The 21,569-nt window shown below is 68.5% G+C and carries 19 protein-coding genes; 13 read left to right on the top strand and 6 right to left on the bottom strand.

Features of this window, described 5'->3' with window-relative positions:
• Positions 1–22 precede the first annotated feature (22 nt).
• Genes LRQ07_RS07250 through LRQ07_RS07260 form a run of 3 tightly spaced genes read right to left on the bottom strand, consistent with a single transcriptional unit; the run spans position 23 to position 2,759 of the window.
• Complete coding sequence (locus LRQ07_RS07250; RefSeq protein ID WP_232762042.1) at positions 23–373, bottom strand: GntR family transcriptional regulator; 351 nt, start codon at positions 371–373, stop codon at positions 23–25.
• Positions 370–1,308 carry a hypothetical protein gene (locus tag LRQ07_RS07255; RefSeq protein ID WP_256536278.1) on the bottom strand — a complete coding sequence of 313 codons (939 nt, stop codon included), beginning with the start codon at positions 1,306–1,308 and terminating at the stop codon, positions 370–372. The genes LRQ07_RS07250 and LRQ07_RS07255 overlap by 4 nt, the downstream gene beginning before the upstream one ends.
• Positions 1,309–1,343: 35 nt before the next feature.
• Positions 1,344–2,759: an RNB domain-containing ribonuclease gene (locus tag LRQ07_RS07260; protein WP_256536279.1), complete on the bottom strand. Its 1,416-nt coding sequence runs from the start codon at positions 2,757–2,759 to the stop codon at positions 1,344–1,346.
• Between the two features lie 85 nt (positions 2,760–2,844).
• On the opposite strand from LRQ07_RS07260, the gene LRQ07_RS07265 reads away from it, so the two are divergent.
• Both LRQ07_RS07265 and LRQ07_RS07270 read left to right on the top strand, forming a co-directional pair.
• Positions 2,845–3,615, top strand: a complete 771-nt coding sequence (locus LRQ07_RS07265; RefSeq protein WP_256536280.1) for an isocitrate lyase/PEP mutase family protein — start codon at positions 2,845–2,847, stop codon at positions 3,613–3,615.
• 37 nt (positions 3,616–3,652) lie between these two features.
• Positions 3,653–5,413: a proline--tRNA ligase gene (locus LRQ07_RS07270; RefSeq protein WP_256536281.1), complete on the top strand. Its 1,761-nt coding sequence runs from the start codon at positions 3,653–3,655 to the stop codon at positions 5,411–5,413.
• A gap of 17 nt (positions 5,414–5,430) precedes the next feature.
• Here LRQ07_RS07270 and LRQ07_RS07275 read toward each other — a convergent pair whose 3' ends face one another.
• Positions 5,431–5,934, bottom strand: a complete 504-nt coding sequence (locus tag LRQ07_RS07275) for a pyridoxamine 5'-phosphate oxidase family protein (protein WP_248540265.1) — start codon at positions 5,932–5,934, stop codon at positions 5,431–5,433.
• 142 nt (positions 5,935–6,076) lie between these two features.
• On the opposite strand from LRQ07_RS07275, the gene LRQ07_RS07280 reads away from it, so the two are divergent.
• The gene (locus LRQ07_RS07280) at positions 6,077–7,117 is read left to right on the top strand and encodes a TIGR00730 family Rossman fold protein (protein WP_256536282.1); all 1,041 of its coding nucleotides are present in this window, start codon (positions 6,077–6,079) and stop codon (positions 7,115–7,117) included.
• Here LRQ07_RS07280 and LRQ07_RS07285 read toward each other — a convergent pair.
• On the bottom strand, positions 7,086–8,441 hold the full coding sequence (locus tag LRQ07_RS07285) for a flavin monoamine oxidase family protein (protein WP_256536283.1): 1,356 nt from the start codon (positions 8,439–8,441) through the stop codon (positions 7,086–7,088). The genes LRQ07_RS07280 and LRQ07_RS07285 overlap by 32 nt on opposite strands.
• 130 nt (positions 8,442–8,571) lie before the next feature.
• Here LRQ07_RS07285 and nusA point away from each other — a divergent pair, with 130 nt between their 5' ends.
• The 5 genes from nusA to LRQ07_RS07310 all read left to right on the top strand — a co-directional run bounded on the left by nusA (position 8,572) and on the right by LRQ07_RS07310 (position 15,477).
• On the top strand, positions 8,572–9,555 hold the full coding sequence (gene nusA / locus LRQ07_RS07290; protein ID WP_047522603.1) for a transcription termination factor NusA: 984 nt from the start codon (positions 8,572–8,574) through the stop codon (positions 9,553–9,555).
• Positions 9,556–9,617: 62 nt separating this feature from the next.
• Positions 9,618–9,872, top strand: coding sequence for a YlxR family protein (locus LRQ07_RS07295; protein WP_081996981.1), 255 nt, complete (start codon positions 9,618–9,620; stop codon positions 9,870–9,872).
• A gap of 94 nt (positions 9,873–9,966) precedes the next feature.
• A complete protein-coding gene (gene infB, locus LRQ07_RS07300) occupies positions 9,967–12,720 on the top strand; it encodes a translation initiation factor IF-2 (RefSeq protein WP_232762035.1) in 2,754 nt (917 codons plus the stop codon).
• A gap of 93 nt (positions 12,721–12,813) precedes the next feature.
• On the top strand, positions 12,814–13,239 hold the full coding sequence (gene rbfA, locus LRQ07_RS07305) for a 30S ribosome-binding factor RbfA (RefSeq protein WP_021199404.1): 426 nt from the start codon (positions 12,814–12,816) through the stop codon (positions 13,237–13,239).
• 72 nt (positions 13,240–13,311) lie between these two features.
• Positions 13,312–15,477, top strand: coding sequence for a response regulator transcription factor (locus tag LRQ07_RS07310; protein WP_256536284.1), 2,166 nt, complete (start codon positions 13,312–13,314; stop codon positions 15,475–15,477).
• A 7-nt stretch (positions 15,478–15,484) separates the two neighbouring features.
• Here LRQ07_RS07310 and LRQ07_RS07315 read toward each other — a convergent pair whose 3' ends face one another.
• On the bottom strand, positions 15,485–16,363 hold the full coding sequence (locus LRQ07_RS07315) for an A/G-specific adenine glycosylase (RefSeq protein WP_256536423.1): 879 nt from the start codon (positions 16,361–16,363) through the stop codon (positions 15,485–15,487).
• Positions 16,364–16,478: 115 nt separating this feature from the next.
• Between LRQ07_RS07315 and truB the strand changes: the two genes are divergently transcribed.
• The 5 genes from truB to LRQ07_RS07340 all read left to right on the top strand — a co-directional run bounded on the left by truB (position 16,479) and on the right by LRQ07_RS07340 (position 21,516).
• Positions 16,479–17,372: a tRNA pseudouridine(55) synthase TruB gene (gene truB, locus LRQ07_RS07320; protein ID WP_256536285.1), complete on the top strand. Its 894-nt coding sequence runs from the start codon at positions 16,479–16,481 to the stop codon at positions 17,370–17,372.
• Positions 17,369–17,737 (top strand): hypothetical protein, encoded by a 369-nt coding sequence (locus LRQ07_RS07325; RefSeq protein WP_134353560.1) that lies wholly within the window; start codon positions 17,369–17,371, stop codon positions 17,735–17,737. Before truB ends, LRQ07_RS07325 begins: the two co-directional genes overlap by 4 nt.
• Positions 17,738–17,793: 56 nt before the next feature.
• Complete coding sequence (locus LRQ07_RS07330) at positions 17,794–18,231, top strand: hypothetical protein (protein WP_227991603.1); 438 nt, start codon at positions 17,794–17,796, stop codon at positions 18,229–18,231.
• The gene (locus tag LRQ07_RS07335) at positions 18,228–19,178 is read left to right on the top strand and encodes a bifunctional riboflavin kinase/FAD synthetase (RefSeq protein WP_256536287.1); all 951 of its coding nucleotides are present in this window, start codon (positions 18,228–18,230) and stop codon (positions 19,176–19,178) included. The genes LRQ07_RS07330 and LRQ07_RS07335 overlap by 4 nt, the downstream gene beginning before the upstream one ends.
• Positions 19,179–19,371: 193 nt before the next feature.
• The gene (locus LRQ07_RS07340; RefSeq protein ID WP_134353562.1) at positions 19,372–21,516 is read left to right on the top strand and encodes a DEAD/DEAH box helicase; all 2,145 of its coding nucleotides are present in this window, start codon (positions 19,372–19,374) and stop codon (positions 21,514–21,516) included.
• The last annotated feature ends 53 nt before the right edge of the window (positions 21,517–21,569 follow it).

Below are 21,569 nucleotides of genomic sequence, written 5' to 3' on the forward strand. Positions count from 1 at the left end.
GTGGCCTCGCCTCGGCGAGCGGTCACCAGATCGCGCGGAGGACCCGCTGCGTGTCTGCGAGCGTGAGGCCCTCCGCCCGGGCGACGGTGGCGAGCGCGTGGGCGGCATCGGCGATGCCGCCCGCGACGGGGCTGGCCGAGTCGCTCACCCGCGTGCCGGAGCCGATGCGCGAGGTCGCGAGCCCGTCTTCCTCGAGCAGGCGATACGCCTTCGCCACGGTTCCGGGGGCGATCGACAGGTCCGAGGCGAGTTGACGCACGGACGGAAGGCGGTCGCCGGCGAGGAGCCGACCGGTCGTGATCAACCCTCGGATCTGATCGTGGACCTGTTCTGCAGGCGACTCTCCGGTATCACGGCGGATCGTGATGATCATGACGTGCGCACCTGACTCGGTGTCCGAGCGCCCATCGGCACACCACTGAGGGCGGTGAGCAGCCAGAGCGCGATCCCTGCCGTGGTGGAGAGGGCCCACGCAACGAACAGTGCGGGCTCCATCGCGGCGAACGGGGTGCCGAGGGACACCATGCCGAGAGGGCCCGCCTGTGCCGACAGCATCATCGATGCGGTGCCTCGCAGCGAGCTGAACACCACGGCGAGATGGAGCAGTACGGCCCCGCACGCGATCCGGGCGATGTTGGCGGCACGTAGTCGCCGGATCGCGGTGTCGCGGTCGATGTCGTAGCTCCAGGCAGGACGCGGGATCAGGAGCCAGCCGATCGCGGTGGCGAGGAGGAGCACGCCGAGCAGCGCCAGCGACGGCAGCGAGTAGTGCCAGCCGTAGATGCCGGTCGAGGCCGAAGTGCCCGAGGACCCCAGGGTGATCGAGAATCGTGTGTACTCTCCCCGCTCATCCGTCTCCGATGCGGCTCCGGCGGCAAGAGCGAGCGCGACGGCGACGGTTGCGAGGACCCCGAGGAGGATGGGCTGTCTTGGGCGGAGGAACGTCCGGACCGTACGCGGGACGAGCTGCGCCGAGGCGTCCATCTGCGTCGACCGCGAGGGGAAGCAGAGCAGGATCACGCTGACGATACCCAGTATCAACGGAAGTGCCGTCCGGCTCCCGAGGTCCCACCAGAGCTGGGGGCCGAAACCGAAATCTCCGGCGAGGGGAGCGAGGAATACGATCACCGGCACTCCACCCGCGACCGCGGTGATCACCGCATCTCTGGTTGAGAGCCGTGGGGCTCCGCGCAGGAGAGTCAGCCGGAGGGCGAGCGCGATCACTGCGCCGAGCACGCTGGGCCCCCAGATGAGAAGCAGGAACAGGATCATCGTCGCCTCCGTCAGTGTGTCATTGCGCTGATACATTATGTACCAGTGTGATGACACACTTCAAGGCTCGTTCAGACGGCGAACTCGACCTCGGCCGCGGCGATGTCCGCGCGGACGACCTGCAGGCGCACGATGTCTCCCGGCTTCACATCGGCGGGAACGGGCGCTGTCGCCGTCACCGCGGGGTCGGCGATCTGCACGCTCGCGCGCTCACCGCGCAACTCGATGACCGTCGCCTCGATCGTCGTGCCGATCAGCGGAACGAGCAGCGCGGCTTCGACGGTGTTGATCGTCGTCGAGTTCAGCCGCGACGCGCGCTGACCGGACTCCTGCATGAGAGCAGGGAGTTCGGGAAGCGACGCGCGGGCCCACTCCGGTACCGGAGCGCCACTCGATGCCGCAAGGCAGATGACGAGGGTCCAGCGGTCGACGAGTCGGCGCAGGGGAGCGGTCGCGTGCGCGTAGGGAGCGCCGATCGCGGCCTGCACCGTGTCCGTCGGGGGCGCTCCGTCGAAGACGACATACCCTGCGCCGCGAAAAAGCGATGCTGCGGCTTCGAGCACCGGGAGGGTGACGGGGTCGGCGCGATCCAACTGGCGCAGGTACTCCCCGTAGGTTCCTGACGTCCACGGTCGCCCGAGGGCCACCGTCTGGTGCCGGAACGTGGTGAAGGCCGCGTCGTCGGGTTCCGGCATGGTGCGGAGGACACCGATCCCGGCGTCGAGCATGAGCGACGCCGCCGCCATCCCCGTCATGAGGGACAGTTGAGCGTTCCACTCCTCGACGGGGAGAGGACTGCGGCGTTCGATCGAATACGCGCCGTCCGCGCCCTGGACGACCTCCTCATCGGGGAGGTTGAGGCTCGCCCCGCCCCGTGACCGTTCCTGTTCGAGGCGCCGCGCTCCGATCTCCGGCAGCAGAGCCGCGGGTCCGTCGTCGCCACGGTCCAACACCTGCTGCGTGGTCACGTACTCGAGCTGGGCGCGAGAGCGGATGAGTGCGCGTTCGAGGCGGAAGTCCTGCACCGAGGCCGCCTCGTCGAGGTCGAAGGTCCAGACCAGCGCAGGGCGGTCGACGTTTGCGAGCAGTGAGGCGCGATCCTCGCTCAGTGCTCGAGGATGCAGCGGGATCGACCCGTCCGTCGCGTACAGCGTCTGTCCGCGGCGTCGAGCCTCGGTGTCCACCGCTCCGCCCGGCACGACGAATCCCGGAACGTCGGCGATCGCGTAGCGCACCGTGTAGCCGGTGCCCGCACGAGCCAGGTGGAATGCCTGGTCGAGGTCGCGGGAACCCGCCGGATCCAGCGTCGCGAACGGCACGTCCCGGAGGTCGAGCTCCGGGGCGGTCGCGGTGCTGGTCTCTGCTTCGGCGAGCGCCTCGGGTGGGAATTCGAGCGGCGCCTCCGAAGACTCCCGGAGCGCGGCCAGGGCGGCCGCGAGCTCGCTCCGAGTGGCGGAGGAGGACACATGCGATCGGCGCTGCGGCATGGCTCCACACTATGCGGGCTCCCTCATCGATGCCGGATCCGCTGGAGCCGACCCGACCGTCTGCGGGTCGCGTTACCGTGGTTACATGACCACTGCAGCCAAGGCCCAGACTCTTGTCGGACTCTATGACGCTCCGGAGATCCTCCGCGTCGTGAATGTGTGGGACGTCGTCTCCGCGAAGGCCGTCGCCGCGCTCCCGGAGACGAAGGCGCTCGCCACCGCGGGGCACGGCATCGCCGCCTCGTTCGGTTACGAGGACGGAGCCACGCCGCGGGAGGTGATGATCGACATGGTCGGGCGGATCGCCGCCGCTGTGCAGGTTCCCGTCACCGCCGACCTCGATGACGGCTACGGGGACGCGGGGGAGACCGCGCGTCTCGCCATCGCTGCCGGTGTCGTCGGTGCCAACGTCGAGGATCGGCTCAAGCCGCTCGACGAGTCCGTCGCCGCCGTCGAGGCGATCGTCAAGGCGGCAGAGGGCGAAGGAGTGCCCTTCGCCCTCAATGCGCGCACCGACGCCTTCGTCCGTGCCGGTGGGCGTTCCGTGAAGGAGAGCGTCGCCGATGCCGTCCAGCGCGGTCGTGCCTACCTCGACGCCGGTGCGACGGCGGTCTTCGTCCCCGGCATCCTCGACATGAACGTCACCCGTCAGCTCGTCGAGGGCATCGGCGAGCGCAAGGTCAGCGTCATCGGTCTTCCGGGAGCGCTCGCCGCCTCGGAGTACGAGAAGCTCGGCGTCGCTCGCATCTCCTACGGTCCTCTTCCGCAGCGGGTCGCTCTCACCGCCCTGCAGGAACTCGCGGCCGACCTGTACGCCGGTGGGGTCGTCCCCGCGAACCTCCCCGCGCTCAACTGACGCGAGACGAGTGACCACGGCTCACTAGACTTGCTCCGTGGTCACTCGTCTTTCGAATTTCTTCCTCCGCACGCTCCGCGAAGACCCTGCAGGCGCAGAGGTCGCCAGCCACCGGCTGCTGATCCGGGCCGGGTACATCCGGCCGCAGGCCGCCGGGATCTTCGCGTGGCTGCCACTCGGTCTGCGCGTCAAGGCGAAGATCGAGTCCGTGGTGCGCGAGGAGATGGCCGCGGCCGGTGCGCAGGAGGTCCACTTCCCCGCACTGATGCCGCGCGAGGCGTATGAGGCGACCGGTCGCTGGGAGGAGTACGGCGACCTGCTCTTCCGACTCCAGGATCGCAAGGGTGGCGACTATCTCCTCGCTCCGACCCACGAGGAGGCGTTCACGCTGCTCGTGAAGGACCTGTACTCGTCGTACAAGGACCTTCCGCTCACGATCTACCAGATCCAGGACAAGTATCGTGACGAGGCGCGTCCGCGGGCCGGCCTGCTCCGTGGCCGCGAGTTCACGATGAAGGACGCCTACTCGTTCGATTCCTCCGACGAGGGTCTGGACGTCAGTTACCAGGCGCAGCGCGATGCCTATGAGCGCATCTTCCAGCGTCTCGGTCTCGAGTACGCCATCGTCCAGGCGGATGCCGGCGCGATGGGGGGCTCCCGCAGCGAGGAGTTCCTGCACCCGACGCCGGTCGGAGAGGACACGTTCGTGCGCAGCGCGGGCGGATACGCCGCCAACGTCGAGGCGTTCACGACCGCGGTGCCCGAAGGGATCGAATTCGACCCGGACGCAGAGCCGGTCATCTTCGACTCACCCGACACCCCGACCATCGAGACGCTGGTGGCGCACAGCAACCGCGAACTCGACGGCGACTACACGGCGGAGGACACCCTCAAGAACGTGGTTCTGGCTCTCACCCATCTCGACGGGACCCGTGAGCTGGTCGTCGTGGGCATCCCCGGCGACCGCGACGTCGACGAGAAGCGTGCGGAGGTGGCGTTCGCTCCCGCTGAGGTCGAGACCGCCACGGCCGAGGACTTCGAGAAGAACCCGCTCCTCGTGCGGGGCTACATCGGCCCGTGGTCACCCACCGGCGCAGTGTTGGGCGAGGAGTCCGCGACCGGCATCCGCTACCTCGTCGACCCGCGTGTGAGCGAGGGGACGACCTGGATCACCGGGGCGAACATCGACCAGAAGCATGCTCACTCCGTCGTCGCCGGACGAGACTTCGCCGCCGACGGCATCGTCGAGATCGCGAACGTGCGTGCCGGAGACCCGGCTCCCGACGGATCCGGCCCCGTCGAGCTCGCGCGCGGCATGGAGATCGGTCATGTGTTCCAGCTCGGCCGCAAGTACGCCGAGGCGCTGGGCCTGAAGGTGCTGAACGAGAACGGCAAGCTCGTCACCGTCACGATGGGCTCCTACGGAATCGGTGTGACCCGCATCCTGGCGATCATCGCCGAGCTCAACAACGACGACAAGGGTCTCATCTGGCCGGCCTCGATCGCACCGTTCGACGTGCAGGTCGTCGCAGCCGGTCGTGACCAGGTCGCGTTCGACGTCGCTGAGGGCCTCTCCGCTCAGCTCGAGACCGCCGGGTTCGACGTGCTCTACGACGACCGCCCCAAGGTGTCGCCGGGAGTGAAGTTCGGCGATGCCGAGCTCGTCGGCGTGCCGAAGATCGTGATCGTCGGACGCGGCGCGGCCGAGGGGCAGGTCGAGCTGTGGGACCGGGCGACCGGTGCCCGCGACGCCATCTCGGTCGACGAGGTCGTCGAGCGTCTCACGGCCTCGCGGTGAGACCCGCGGCCGCGTCGTCAGCAGACGATGCGGCCGTGGTTCATGATGTCGTCATCCGGTGTATCGCGGGTGACGAGGGACTTGAGTGCCCCCGCGGCGAGAGCGAGTTTGCCCTTGGCGGGCTCCCAGAACTCCGCCACCTTCGGTGTCACCTTGAGCAGCGCGATTCCCGGTGTGTCGAGGCCGTCGGCGAACCAGATCTCCAGAGACGCGGAGTAGAGCTCCTCCATCTTGGCGCGGTCGTGCACGATCTCAGCTGTCCCGGCGACGGACACGTACCGCATTCCCTTGGCATCGCAGTATGCGAGCCCGACGTCGTGGTTCTGTCGAGCCTCGTCCACCTTCTCGGTGTCCTCAGCCGTGAAGAACCAGATGTCCCCGGCATCGTCCATCTGCCGGGTCGACATCGGCCGGCTGACGAGGTTGCCCTCGTCATCCGTGGTGGTCAGCATCGTGATGTCGATGTCCTGCACGAGCTCGGCGACGCGGGCGAGGGCTTCGGGTCCTGTGATCTCCGTCATGGCATCAGCGTGCCCGCTGCCGGGATGGTGGTCACGGGCATTGACACCGCCGCGGTGTCGTGCTCAGGGGATGACTGACCGTGTCGGTCCGGTGCCCGGCGTTGCGGCCCCCACTCCTCGCGCCGCGTGACACGCTGGGGGCATGAACGACGAACCTCTGCCGGAAGCGCTCAGTGCCGAGATCAATACCGTCCTCGACGACGCGGGCGTGCACGCCGATCGACGACTGGTGATGCGGATGCTGCGGACCGCGATCCTGCTGGGCGAGGACGGTGCCGACCGACTCGACCTGAAGATCGCCTCCGCGGCGCTGGCGGAGATGCGCGACGCCTTCCGGCTGTTCGCCCCGTTCCGCGGCGTGCCCAAGGTCACCGTCTTCGGTTCGGCGCGCACGAGGCAGGATGACCCGCTGTACCTGACGGCCCGTGATGTCGCCGCGGCACTGGCCGGTGATGGCTGGATGGTCGTCACCGGCGCCGGTCCCGGGATCATGCAGGCAGCGTCCGAGGGGGCTGGGCCCGCGCTCTCGCTCGGTGTGTCGATCCGACTGCCCTTCGAGGAGAAGCCGAACGGCTTCGTCGCCGGTCAGGATCACGTGGTCGCGATGAAGTACTTCTTCACGCGCAAGCTGATGCTCATCAAGGAGTCGCTGGGGTTCATCTGCCTCCCCGGCGGTTTCGGCACCCTCGACGAGATGTTCGAGCTGCTCACCCTTCAGCAGACCGGTAAGGCGGAGCCCACGCCCATCGTGCTCCTCGATCAGCCGGGCGGGACGTTCTGGCAGGGGCTGCGCAGCTTCATCGACGACCACCTCGCTCCGACCGGCGTGATCTCGGAGGGGGACTTCGACCGTGTCGTGATCACCGACTCCGTGGAGGAGGCGCGCGCGGAGATCACCGGCTTCTGGCACAACTACGACTCGCTGCGGTGGGTCGGCGACGCGCTGATCCTGCGCCTGCGGGAAGAGCCGACGGGTGCCGAGGTCGAAGCGCTAAACGAGCAGTTCGCCACGATGCTGGCTTCGGGTCGCATCGAGAGGACGAATCCACGGCAGCCCGAGGTCGCCGACGACGACCGACTCGAACTGCCGCGACTGGCGCTCCACTTGGATCAACGCCACGTCGGAAACCTGTTCCGCTTGATCGGGGCGATCAACGCCCTGCCTTCTGCTCCCGCGCGGTGATGCCGGCGGCGAACTCGCCGAGGTCGACGGTGCGGCCGAGGATCCGTTCCGCCGCTCGGTGCCCGGAGTAGAAGGCGGCGCCGACCGTCGCGGGTTCGTCGCCCCAGGTGGCCTCGCCCGCGAAATGCAGCACGTCGTCCACCGGACCGGCCAGGGCATCGTGGTCGTGATGCGTCGATCCCACCGCCAGGTGCGAGTAGGAGCCGTTCGAGAACGCATCAGGCCCCCAGTGCGTGATCCAGTGGGCGCGGGGTTCGCCGACCGCGTCGCCGTACAGGCTGCGGAGGGCGCGCAGGACGTCAGCGACCACCTCCTCGTCCGGCAGCTCCTGCATGTGCCGCCCGAAGGGGCCGGCCGCGAAGGTCAGCAGCGTGGGCAGTCCGCTGACGGCGGAGACGTCGTACCAGGAGTGCCAGTGCTCCCCGGCCTCGCCCAGAGCGCGGATGACGTAGCTCTCGTCGTTCCAGAAACGTGCGGGGAACTGCAGGAAGATCTTGTTGAAGACCCCCATGCCGAGCCGGTCGATCGGGCCTGCGACCGCGTCCGGCAGCGCCGGTTCGAACTCGATCGTTCCCGCCTTCAGCACGCCGAGGGGCACGGTCACGATCACGCGGTCAGCGGTGTACTCCGTGTCGCCTGCCTGCACGACCACGCCGGTCGTCGAGCGGGCGACGCGTGAGGCCGGCGTCTCGGTGCGGACATCGAGCCCGGCACCGATGCGCCGGGGGAGTTCGTCGTACCCGCGCGGGAAGATCACCTCGTCGCCCTCGATGGCATCCTCGTCGAGGCCGTGCGCATCCAGGTCGCCGATCCAGGCGCCGCACTGCTCCTCCACCCGGTGGCGGAAGAACTCACGGATCTCATCGATGCGCTCGGGCGAGAACCCGGAACGATCGAGGGCCCGCTCGGTGACGTCGAGGTACGTGTCACCCGAGGAGGATGCCGCGATCTCCTCGACGAGCAGGCGATCGGCCTCATCGACATCCGCGATCCACTGGGCGGTGGCGGTGTCATCCATCGCCCGCCCTTCGCCGTCGAAGTTCTCGATCGGTCGCCCGCCGACCTGGAAGCTGCCCACCGTGTACTCGATGGTCGGGACACCAAGGGCCTGGACGAGGTCCCACAGGGGAGAGCCGTCGATCCCGTGGATCCATGACGCGCCGAGGTCGACGGGGAACCCCGCGCTCCGATCGGTGTGCATCCGTCCGCCGATGCGGTCCCGTGCTTCGAGGACGACGACGCGCTGGCCGGCGTCTGCGAGCATGCGGGCGCTCGTCAGCCCCGACATGCCTGCACCGATGACGATGGTGTCGAATGCGCTCACGTGGTCCTCCTCGGGCCGGTCCGCGGCCGCCTCCGCTGCCGCCGTGGCAGGGGCCGGTCGGCACAGGGTATCGTGGTACGGATGTCGCGCGTGCGAACAGGCGCGACGAGAGCTGAATAGAGAGGCCGTCATGGACATCGAACTGAGTCTTCTGCGAGGGATCGAGAAGGAGAAGGCGATCCCCTTCGACGAACTCGTCGCGATCATCGAGCAGGCGATCCTGACCGCATACTCCAAGCACGTGTCCGAGGACGGTGTGACCCCCGAGGGCGTCCGCGTCGACCTGGACCGCAAGACCGGGCACGTCGCCGTCCTCCAGGTCGTCCGGGATGAGGAAGGCGCCGTCATCGGCGAGGAAGACGCCACCCCCGACGACTTCGGACGCATCGCGGCCTTCGCGGCGAAGCAGGTCATCAGCCAGCGTCTGCGGGACATCGCCGACGACGTGGTGCTCGGTGACTTCAAGGACAAGGAAGGCGACATCGTCGCCGGCGTGGTGCAGCAGGGTCCGAACCCGCGCATGATCCACATCGATCTCGGTGCCGTCGAAGCCATCCTGCCCCCCGAGGAGCAGGTCCCGGGCGAGGAGTACACGCACGGGTCGCGCCTGCGTGTGTACGTCACGAGCGTCGCCAAGGGGCTCAAGGGCCCGCAGATCACGGTCTCGCGCACGCATCCGGGACTCGTGCGCAAGCTCTTCGCCCTCGAGGTTCCGGAGATCGCGGCCGGTCTCGTCGAGATCGTGGCTCTGGCCCGTGAAGCCGGACACCGCACCAAGATCGCGGTGAAGGCGAATGATCCGTCGATCAACGCCAAGGGTGCGTGCATCGGCGAGCTCGGACGGCGCGTACGCGCGGTCACCGAGGAGCTCGCGGGGGAGAAGATCGACATCGTCGACTACGACGCCGATCTTCCGGTCTTCGTCGCCCATGCGCTCTCGCCGGCGAAGGTCACGAGCTCGTTCGTGCTCGACGCGGGAACCAAGGCCGTCCGTGCGCTGGTCCCCGACTATCAGTTGTCGCTCGCGATCGGCAAGGAGGGTCAGAACGCGCGTCTGGCCGCCAAGCTCACGGGGGCGAAGATCGACATCCAGCCGGACAGCATCCTCGACTGAACGGCTCCGGACTCCCGGCTCGCCCCGCGTACGGGCAGGGCGGGGCGAAACGCAGGTGTAAGATGGAACCCGTACGAACGTGCGTCGGTTGTCGCACGCGTGCTCCCCGCTCCGCCCTCCTCAGGGTGGTGTCCCAGAACGACACCCTCATCGTCGATGAGAGTGCTGTCCTGCCAGGGCGAGGCGCGTGGGTCCATCCGACACGCGAATGCATGGATGCCGCTCTGCGGCGCCGCGCATTCGGACGAGCACTGCGCGTGACCACTCAGCTGGACACGCGGAACTTCGAACAGCATCCACCAAGAAACAAAGGCTGAACAGCTATGGAAACAAAGTGAACGGCTCGAAATGAGACCCGTCCGCGACTAGTGGTCTGCCCTGTCTGGGTGGACCGACTCAGACAGGAGAATTGTGGCTGGTAAACCACGCGTACATGAGATCGCCGCCGAACTCGGCGTCGACAGCAAGGTCGCACTTGCAAAGCTCAAGGAACTCGGCGAGTTCGTGAAGAGCCCGTCTTCGACCATCGAACCGCCGGTGGCGCGCAAGCTGCGTGCGGCGATCGAGGCCGACGGTTCGCTCAAGGCTGCGGCTGACGCCGCTCCCGCCGCGAAGCCCGCTGCGGCGAAGCCCGGCGCCAAGCCCGGTGCCAAGCCCGGTGCCAAGCCGGCACCGACCCCGGGTCCCAAGCCCGGTCCCAAGCCTGCCCCGGAGGCCCCGGCCCCCGCGGCTCCCGCGCCCTCCGCTCCGGCGCCTGCCCCCGCGGCAGAGGCTCCGGCTGCAGCGACTCCCGAGGCGGCGAAGCCTGCTGAGGGCGGCGCACCGACTCCCGGGGCTCCGCGCCCCGGCAACAACCCGTTCTCCTCTGCGCAGGGGATGGGTCAGCGCCCCGCCGGACCCCGTCCGGGCAACAACCCCTTCGCATCCGCTCAGGGCATGGGACAGCGCCCGACCCCGGGCAACATCCCGCGTCCGCAGGCGCCGCGTCCCGGCGCACCCCGTCCGGGTGCCCCGCGTCCCGGTTCGCCGCGTCCCGGCGCTCCTCGTGGCGGTCAGGGTGGTCGTCCGGGTGCTCCGTTCCAGCAGCGCTCCGGCGGTCCCGGTCGTCCCGGCGGCGGCGGACCCGGCGGTGCCGGTGGTCCCGGCGCGCGTCCCGGCGGCGGTTTCGCCGGTCGTCCCGGTGGGGGCGGCGGCCGAGGCCGTGGTCCCGGTGGCGGCACCGCAGGTGCCTTCGGTAAGGGCGGCGGAAAGAGCAAGCAGCGCAAGTCGCGGCGGGCGAAGCGGCAAGAGTTCGAGATGCGGAGTGCTCCGGTCGTCGGTGGCGTCAACGTCACCCGCGGCAACGGAGAGACCATCCGCATGCGCCGCGGCGCGTCGATCGCGGACTTCGCCGACAAGATCGAGACGCTGACCGGTTACACGGTCCAGCCGGGAACCCTCGTCACCATCCTCTTCAACCTCGGCGAGATGGCCACGGCCACCGAGTCCCTGGATGAGGCGACCTTCGAGGTCCTGGGTGCCGAGCTCGGCTACAAGATCCAGATGGTCTCGCCCGAGGACGAGGACAAGGAGCTCCTCGAGGGCTTCGGTCTCGACCTCGAGGCCGAGCTGGAGGCGGAGAGCGAGGACGACCTCGAGATCCGTCCGCCGGTGGTCACCGTCATGGGTCACGTCGACCACGGTAAGACGCGACTGCTCGATGCGATCCGTCAGACCAACGTCATCGAGGGTGAAGCCGGTGGCATCACCCAGCACATCGGTGCCTACCAGGTCTGGACCGAGCACGAGAACATCGAGCGCGCGATCACCTTCATCGACACCCCGGGTCACGAGGCGTTCACCGCCATGCGTGCCCGTGGTGCGCAGGTCACCGACCTCGCGATCCTCGTGGTCGCAGCCGACGACGGCATCATGCCGCAGACGGTCGAGGCGCTGAACCACGCGCAGGCGGCGAACGTGCCGATCGTGGTCGCGGTGAACAAGGTCGACAAGCCCGACGCCAACCCCTCCAAGGTGCGTCAGCAGCTGACCGAGTACGGCCTGGTCGCCGAGGAGTTCGGTGGCGATGTCATGTTCGTCGATGTGTCCGCACGTGCCGGTACCGGTATCCAGGAACTCCTGGACGCCGTGCTGCTCACCGCAGACGCCGGTCTCGACCTGACCGCCAACCCGAACAAGGCCGCTCGTGGTGTCGCGATCGAGGCGAAGCTCGACAAGGGCCGCGGTTCGGTCGCCACAGTGCTCATCCAGTCCGGAACGCTCCGGGTCGGCGACGCGATCGTCGCAGGTACGGCGTACGGCCGTGTGCGTGCCATGGCGGACGAGAACGGCGAGCAGGTCCTCGAGGCCTACCCGTCGCGTCCGGTGCAGGTGCAGGGTCTGAACTCCGTGCCGCGTGCCGGTGACGTCTTCATCGTGACCGAGGAAGACCGCATGGCTCGCCAGATCGCGGAGAAGCGTGAAGCGGTCGAGCGCAACGCCCAGCTGGCCAAGGCCCGTAAGCGCATCTCGCTCGAAGACTTCACCCGTGCTCTCGAAGAGGGCAAGGTCGAGTCGCTCAACCTCATCATCAAGGGTGACGTCTCCGGTGCCGTCGAGGCGCTCGAGGAATCGTTGCTCAAGATCGAGGTCGACGACTCGGTGCAGCTGCGCATCATCCACCGCGGTGTCGGTGCGATCACCGAGTCCGACGTGAACCTGGCGACGATCGACAACGCGATCATCGTGGGCTTCAACGTCCGCCCCGACACGAAGGCGCGCGAGCGTGCCTCCCGTGAGGGTGTGGACATCCGCTTCTACTCCGTCATCTACAACGCGATCGACGAGATCGAGAGCTCGCTCAAGGGCATGCTCAAGCCGGAGTTCGAAGAGGTCCAGTCGGGTGTGGCCGAGATCCGCGAGGTGTTCCGCTCCTCCAAGTTCGGCAACATCGCCGGTGTCATCGTGCGATCGGGAACGATCACCCGCAACGCCAAGGCTCGCGTCATCCGCGACGGCGTCGTGGTCGCCGATGGACTCGCCATCGAGTCGCTGCGCCGGTTCAAGGACGACGTCACCGAAGTCCGTACGGACTACGAGGCCGGTATCGGCCTCGGCAAGTACAACGACATCCAGATCGGTGATGAGATCGAGACGACCGAGCTCGTCGAGAAGCCTCGCGGCTGATCGATTCGAACAACCTCTCGGGCGTCCGTCGCTCCGCTCCCCTCGGGGAGCGGAGCGGGGGACGCCCTGAGGTTTCCGTACAGGGAGAGAACAATGGCAGGCGAACGACAGGCTCGGCTCGCGGATCGCATCCGCGTCATCCTCGCTGAACGACTGGAGAAGGGGCTGCGTGACCCGCGCCTCGGCTTCGTCACGATCACCGACGTCCGCGTGAGCGGAGACCTTCAGCACGCGTCGGTGTTCTACACGGTGCTCGGCACGGAGGAAGAGCGCATCTCCAGCGGTGCCGCGCTCACCTCGGCCACCGGAATGCTGCGCAGCGAAGTCGGGCGGCAGCTCAGCACCAGGCTCGTGCCGACGCTCGAATTCATCCCCGACGCGCTTCCGGAGAACGCGGATCACATCGGTGCGCTGCTCCGCGAAGCCCAGCAGCGGGATGCGGACGTCGCGAAGCTCGCGTCCTCGGCATCGCATGCCGGCGACGCCGACCCGTACCGCACGGACGACGACGCGGAGTGATCGCCGTTTGATACGCTCAGCTTCGCGGGACCAGATCCCGCGAAGCTGGGGGGCGGCATCGTGGGTCGGAGCATGGCGCGGGGGCGATTCGTCGCGCCCGCGGTGGTGGGAATCATCCTCGAGGAGCTTCTCGAACGGGACCTCGCATGCGCACCGCATGTGCTTGCCGGTCTCGCCGTCGATCTCGACGCGCATGCTCCTACGGTCCGCGAAGTCGTCGAGAGTCTGACGCCCGAGCAAAGACACGGACACCGTCCATTGCCGTCACCGCTCCCGTTGGTCCCGTCGATCGCCCGCAGGTTCGACACCATGGAACTCGAATCGCGTGACCGGCAATTGCTCCTCGCACTCTCGGTGTCCCTGGAGGATGACCTCGAACCTCTGCTCGCGTTCGACGGGAGAACCGCATCAGAGGTCGCGGCCGCTCCGGTGGGCGACCGCCTCCGCGTGCATGCCGGTCGTGTTCGTTTCGTCGATGCCCGCCTGTCGATCTGGATCAGAGCCACATCCTCAGCCGCGACCACGGCGGTGGTCCACGAGCGGCTGAGCACTGTCTTCCGCGCGCGCGGCGACCAGGTGCGCGCGAACTGGCATCATGCGCGGGCGTCCCTCGAAGGCGACCCTGCGGCTGCTCCCGAGCTCATCGACATCGCCGGGCAACTCAGTGACGCGGGCCATCCCGAGCGCGCATTGCTGCTCGCTCGCGAGGCCTCGGACCACGCCACCGCAAGCGACCGAGACGACGCGCGTCTGGTCGCAGGCACGTCGGCGCTCGCAGCCGGCTTCGTATCCGAGGCCTCGGCATGGTTGAACGCGCTGTACTCCGAGACTTCCGACCCTCGGCGTTCGCGAGGCCTCGGCGCACTCCTCGTCGCCCAGACGCTCGCGCAGGGGGCGGTGCCCGAGATCGATCCGAGTTCGCTGCGTCCGGAGACGGATGACCCGGGGGACTGGCGACATTGGACACGCGCGAGCGCACTCGTGGCAGTGATGTGCGCTGAGCGAGGTGACCGGCGGGGGATGCGGGTGTGGCTCGATGCGCTCCGCGAGGGGGCAGCTCGCACCGGCGCGGAACGTGAACTGCGGGATCCGGCGATCGCCCTCAGCTGGCTCATCGCTGGTGAGCGCGACGTCGATGAGGTCGCGGGTTCCGGTCCGGTGAGTGGCGGGATGCTGAGCGCCCTGCGCGCAGCGTTGCACGGTGACATCGATCGAGCGCGACGTCTCCTCGCCAAAGACGACTCGGCGATCGGCTCCGCGCCGGACCCTCTGGTTCCCGGCTACGAGCACAGCCCGATCATCCAGGCGTACCGCCGGATCGTCGACGTCCTGCTGCTCGCGTGGCGAGGCGACATCGGCCTCGCGCGGGAACGACTGATCCAGGCCGCGCTCGTGCTGCCGGTCGCCTTGCCGTTCGCGGGATTGGGCGTGGTCCTCGCGCGCCGTCTCGATCTCGCCGTGCTCGGCGAACTCGGTCCCTTCTCGCTTTCACTCACGGCAGCCCTGCCGAACGGGGCACGGATCGATGTGCTCGTCGATCGGGGCATCCAGTCGCTTCTCGCCGGCGCTTTCCACGATGCCGCCGCCACGGTTCGACTCTGGGCCGAGCTCGGGTCACCGCGGACCGCGATGTCGGTGCCGGCGCTCGACGAACTCGCTCTCACGGTGGAGGCGCGCCCGATGACGGTCGGCTCGATCGAGCCGCCGGAGATCGCGCTCGCGCAGCGGCTGCGCGTGCGCATCGCGACGGCCGGGGACGCTCGGTGGCGTTCGGAGCGTGATGCCGTGACGGAGGCTGCACGCACGCTCGCCTCTCCGTTCACGCGAGCCAGAGTGGAGACCATGCTCGGAACCCAGCACGCGATCCACGATGATCATGCCGCGGCAAGGGTGCACCTCCACCGTGCCGAGCGTCTGTTCGAGGTCTCGGGGGCGACCGCGTGGGCACGGTCCATCCGCGACCGCATCGACCGGCTCGACGCCAGGGAGGGGAGCATCGTTCCGGCGGCCGATCCGCTCTCCGCGTGTCGCGCCGCATGGTCGCTCGCGCTCACAGCACGGGAGCTCGAGGTGGCGATGCTCGCCGTCGGTGGATCCCCGAACAGGGACATCGCCGAGATGCTGAACGTGTCGGTCCGTACGGTCGAAGTGCACCTCGGGCGGATCTTCACGAAGTTCGACGTCCGCAGCCGCGTCGAGCTCACGGTGCTCGCACACCGCACCGATCATCACCTCTGAAGCGTCGTCACCGAGGCAGCGAGAGGGCTTCGCCGTCGGCTTCGGCGAGCCCGTCGGCGATGAGCGAGTCGATCGCGCGATCGCGCTGAGGCGAGTCCGGCCAGTCGGGGAGGACGGCGACCAGCGGCACCGGGTCGGGGGCCGCCTGCCGCAGAAGGCGCAGTACGAGGCCGCGGGCCTGACGGTCCGATCCCTCGTACGATGCCTGGCGTCGTCGGTCATCCCCGGTGTCGGGGCGGCCCGCGACGAGCCAGGCGCAGGTCGCGGAGAGAGGGCACTGCTCGCAGCGCGGAGCTCGCGCCGTGCAGACCGTGGCGCCCAGTTCCATCGCCGCGGCGTTGAAGACCACGGACTCGGGCACCGAAGCCGGGAGCAGGGATTCCATCAGTGCGAGGTCACGACGAGACGGCGGCGCGGGGTGGGCTCGGCCGTCGATCGCCCTCGCCAGAACGCGCCGCGTGTTCGTGTCGACCACGGGGTGCCGGTCTCCATAGGAGAACACGGCGACCGCTCGGGCGGTGTAGTCGCCGATGCCGGAGAGCGCGAGGAGCGCGTCGACATCGCGGGGAACGATGCCGTCGTGCCGCTCCGTGATCTCCACCGCGGCACGGTGCAGCCAGAGCGCCCGTCGCGGATAGCCCAGGTTCGCCCACTGCTGCACGACGTCCGCCGTGGATGCCGCGGCCATCGCCTCCGGGGTCGGCCACCGCGCCAGCCAGGCCTCGAGGTGGGGGATGACCCGCGAGACGGGGGTCTGCTGCAGCATGAACTCGCTCACGAGGACTCCCCAGGCGCCGAACTCGTCATGAAACGCGGATCGGCGCCACGGCAGGTCACGCGCTGCGTCCCGATACCAGTCCGACAGGCGCGACACGATGTCGGGCAGGGCCTGCGATCCGGGCATCCCCTCAGCCTACGGGAGCGCGCAGCCGTGCCCGGAACGACACCGTCGACCGAGGTTCGCGAACGGTCGACCGCTGTGGCCTCGGTAGGCTGGGGGGATGGTCTCGCCCGGCATCCTCCTCGTCGACAAGCCCGCTGGGCTGACCAGTCACGACGTCGTCGCGCGCACGCGCCGTGCGTTCGGAACGAGGAAGGTCGGTCACGCGGGAACGCTCGATCCGATGGCGACCGGGCTGCTGGTCATCGGGATCGAGGGAGCGACCAGGCTCCTGACCTACATCGTGGGCGCGGACAAGACCTACACGGCGACGATCCGACTGGGCCAGACCACCGGCACCGATGACGCGGAGGGCGAGATCCTCACGACCGCCGCTGCGGAGGCGTGGGACGCTGTGACGGACGATGCGGTCGCCGCGGGGATCGCTGCCCTCACCGGAGAGATCTCGCAAGTGCCCAGCGCCGTCTCCGCCATCAAGGTCGACGGGCGTCGAGCCTACGATCGCGTCCGTGCCGGGGAAGAGGTCGTCCTGGCAGCCCGAGAAGTCGTCGTCTCCCGGTTCGACCTCATCGCGAGCCGGCGGAGCGACGGCGCGCTCGACCTCGATGTGATCGTCGACTGCTCGTCCGGCACCTACATCCGCTCGCTCGCTCGCGACCTCGGGCAGGCCCTCGGCGTCGGCGGGCACCTCACCGCGCTACGGCGCACGCGGGTCGGCCCGTTCGATGTGAGCGACGCCGTCGATGTCGACGCGCTCGAGGGGGCGTCCACTCTCACCGCGGCGCAGGCGGCCCGGCGCATCCTCCCGGTCCTGGACATGACGGCCGAGGAAGCGCGCGACCTGCGGCACGGCAAACGTCTCACCGGCCACGCCGCGCGCCTGAACGGACCGATCGCCGCCGCCATCGACGAGGACGGGCTCCTCGTCGGCATCGTCGAGAAGCGGGGAGCCGACCTGAAGAGTGCGATGAACATGCCGGAGGCCGTGCGATGATCCTGTGGTTCACGATCGCCCAGGTCATCGTGGCCGTCGCGGCGGGTGTCTTCTGCCTCATCGCGGGGCTCATCGGGCGCCGGCCGAGCGACTTCAGCGTCGGTGCACTCGCCTTGGTCGAGATCCTCCTGGTCGTCCAGGTGATCGTCGCGATCGTCGCACCCCTCGCCGGCAACCCGCCGACGGGAGACCTGCTCGAGTACTGGGTCTACCTCGTGTCGGCCGCACTGCTTCCCGTAGGAGCCGTGCTGTGGGCGCTCATGGAGCGCAGCCGGTGGAGCACCGTGATCCTCGGGGTCGCGGCGTTCGCCATCGCGATCATGCTGTGGCGCATGCAGGTCATCTGGTCCGTCCAGATCGCATGAGCTGAGACCTCGGGCAGAGTCCGGCCGCCTCCCGCGGCTCTAGGATGGAATGCGCTATGAGCTCCACCGCACCCCCCACTCGGATGACCGGCATCGGTCGCGTCCTCGTGATCGTCTACGCCGTGATGGCGCTGGCCGCCACCGGACGCAGCTTCGTGCAGATCGTCCGCCGCTTCGACGAGGCACCTCTCGCGTACTCGCTGTCCGCACTCGCCGCCGTCGTGTACATCCTCGCGACCCTCGCGCTCGTCCTCGCCCGACGTCGCGGCTGGTACACGGTGGCCTGGATCGCGATCGTCTTCGAACTGACCGGGGTGCTCGTGGTGGGTCTGCTCAGCGTCCTGATGCCGGCGCTGTTCCAACATGAGACGGTGTGGTCGCTGTTCGGGCGCGGGTACCTCTTCGTCCCGTTGGTGCTCCCGATCTTCGGCGTCTGGTGGTTGCGCACGCACCGACCTGTCGACGCCCCGCGATCGGTCGAGGTCCACGCGTGATCGTGTTCCGCAGTCCGGAGGAGATCCCGGACGGCTTCGGACCGAGTGCGGTCGCCATCGGAAAGTTCGACGGCGTCCATGCCGGCCACCGAGCGGTGATCGCCCGACTGAACGAAGCCGCTGCAGCCAGCGGCAGCCGCGCCGTCGTGGTCACGTTCGACCGCAACCCCCTGGCCATCCTTCGTCCGGACCGATGCCCGGAAAACGTCGTCACGGTCGAACGCAAACTCGAACTGCTCGGCGAGATGGGCATCGATGCGACTCTGGTGCTCACCTTCGACGAGGAACTCGCCGCCCGCAGCGCTCATGACTTCGTCACCGACATCCTCGTCGGTGCGCTCGAAGTCTCCACGGTCCTCGTCGGCGAGGACTTCCGGTTCGGGAACAGGGGAGCGGGCACGCCGGACCTCCTGCGCGAGCTCGGGCCCGAGCACGGCTTCTCCGTCGAGGTCGTCGACGACGTGTACCTCCCCGGCTCCGCGCGGCGCGTGTCGTCGAGCTGGATCCGAGAGTTGCTGATGGAGGGCGATGTCGCGACGGCGACGACCGTGCTCGGACGCTACCCGGATGTGCGGGGCGAGGTCGTCCACGGACTCAAGCGCGGGCGAGAGCTGGGGTTCCCGACCGCGAACCTCTCGACGATCGTCGATGCTTTCGTCCCGGCCGACGGCGTGTACGCGGGGTGGCTCGTGGATCATGACACCGGTATCCGGCACCCCTCCGCGATCTCCGTCGGGACCAATCCCACTTTCGACGATGTCCTCGTACGGCAGGTGGAGGCGCACGTGCTCGGCGAGACCGGGCTGGATCTCTACGGACACGATGTCAGCGTCGAGTTCGTCGAGCGACTGCGGGGAATGGTCGCGTTCGAGGGGATCGAGAAGCTCATGGAGCAGATGGCCGCCGACGTCACCGATGCCGCCCGCGCGCTCGACGTGACTTCCTGATCGTCCGAAATCTCCGCGACGCGAGCGCCATGACATAGAATGGGAAACGGCTCCCGCCGATTCTCACGCTTCTCGCGTGCCTCGACGGGAAGAAGATCCACTGTTCGTACGGTCCTGGCTCACGCCACACGCGGACAACGAGAACGGCCCATGGTTTCCTGGGGAAGCCGGAGCCTTCACGCTCAGGAGGAGCATGCCGACCACGGCAACCGCCGCCACGCGGCGAAAGAAGACGTCCCGTCGTGACGACGAGGCACCCCTCATCCCGATCCTCGCGCGCAAGGTGCGTGAGATCGAGGCCAAGTCTCAGCGGGGGAAGCTCGGTCCGACGAACCGGGTGAAGTTCCAGGTGATCGCCTTCCTCGTGCGCGAAGAACGTGCGCGGGTGAAGGCCGACGCTGAGATCGGGGATCCCGCGCGCGCCGAGCTGCTCAAGCGGCTCGACGGTGTCGCCACGATCCTCGCGAAGACCGCTGCGCGCGACACGTCGCTCATCCAGTTGCTGGAAGCCGACCAGGCGACGTCGCCGGTGGCCAAGCGCATGCGCCGCGACTGGCTGCTCGAATCCGGTGCTGAGCTCGCTCCCGAAGACCTGATCATCGCCGATGCGGCCCCCGTGCAGGTCTCCGTCGTGCCCGCGGCGATCGCGGAGCGACAGGTCACCCCGCCCTCGGTGGAGGCGCGTCAGCTGGCAAACCCGTTCCTCGCTCCCGACCTGACGCCGCGTGCGGCGGCGACCCCGCGTCGTCGTCTCGACGGCTGGGAGCTCATGGGCCCGCTGTACAAGGCATTCGAGACGGGTGCGGGCGGATCCGCCGCATCGATGGATCTCCCGCCTGCGCCGGAGTTCGACCACATCTCGCCCAAGGGCCTCGAGGTCATGGTGCACCAGTCCCGATTCCTCGAGGCGGTCAAGGCGGGGCACCGCAGCTTCCTGCTCGCTGATGAGCCGGGCCTCGGCAAGACGGCGCAGTCGGTGCTCGCCGCGTCCGTCGCGGGTGCGTATCCGCTGCTCGTCGTCGTGCCCAACGTCGTGAAGATGAACTGGGCGCGCGAGGTCGAACGCTGGACTCCGCAGCGCCGTGCGACGGTGATCCAGGGAGACGGCGACGACATCGATGCGTTCGCCGACGTGTTCATCGTGAACTACGAGATCCTCGACCGGCACATGTCGTGGCTCGCCTCCATCGGTCTGCGCGGCATGGTCGTCGACGAGGCGCACTTCATCAAGAACCTGTCCTCACAACGGTCGCAGAACGTCTTGTCGCTCGCCGCCCAGGTGCGCGAGCGCACCCCGGGGCACGATCCGCTCATGCTGGCGCTCACCGGAACCCCGCTGATCAACGACGTCGAGGACTTCGACGCGATCTGGCGGTTCCTGGGCTGGACGACCGGCGAGAAGCCGGGCCCCGAGCTCATGGAGAAGCTGGACGCGACCGGGTTCACTCCGGCCGACAAGGCGTTCTACCCCGAGGCACGGGATGCCGTCATCTCGATGGGCATCGTGCGCCGCAAGAAGAAGGATGTCGCCGCCGACCTCCCGGACAAGCTGATCGCCGACCTGCCCGTGCAGCTCGACGATGAGTTCGGACGCGGCATCCGTCAGGCCGAGCGCGAGCTGGGGGAGCGGCTCGCCGCACGCTACCGTCGCATCATCGAGGCGCGGGGCGATCGCGGACTCGTCCCCGGGGAGATCGACGAGGACATCGTGCGTCTCGTCGCTCAGAACGAACTCGAGGAGTCGAAGGCCGCCGGCACCGGGGGAGACAACGTCTTCACCATGGTCAGGCGCATCGGCCAGGCCAAGGCGCCCCTCGCAGCGGACTACGCGGCGCAGCTTCAGCGCTCGGTCGGCAAGGTGGTCTTCTTCGCCAAGCACATCGACGTGATGGATCAGGCGGAGGCGCACTTCGCCGCCGCGGGCATCCGGGCGGTGTCGATCCGGGGCGACCAGTCGTCGACCACGCGACAGCAGGCGATCGACGACTTCAACGGTGACCCCTCCGTGGGCATCGCGGTCTGCTCGCTCACTGCGGCCGGGGTCGGGCTCAACCTGCAAGCGGCCTCGAACGTCGTGCTCGCCGAGTTGTCCTGGACCGCCGCCGAGCAGACGCAGGCGATCGACCGCGTGCACCGTATCGGGCAGGACGAGCCGGTCACCGCCTGGCGAATCATCGCGGCGCACACGATCGACACCAAGATCGCGGAGCTGATCGACCAGAAGCAGGGCCTCGCGGCGCGGGCGCTCGACGGCGAGGCCGTGGAGGAGTCGGCCGCGGAGCCGGTGCAGCTGGCAGCACTCATGCACCTGCTGCGGCAGGCACTCGGTGCGGCGTAGGCGTCAAGAACGGCTGTTCTTAACGTCATTTCGGCGCTGAATATCGGGCATCT

The organism is Microbacterium sp. J1-1, from assembly GCF_024498615.1.
In the GTDB taxonomy this organism is placed as follows: domain Bacteria; phylum Actinomycetota; class Actinomycetes; order Actinomycetales; family Microbacteriaceae; genus Microbacterium; species Microbacterium aurugineum.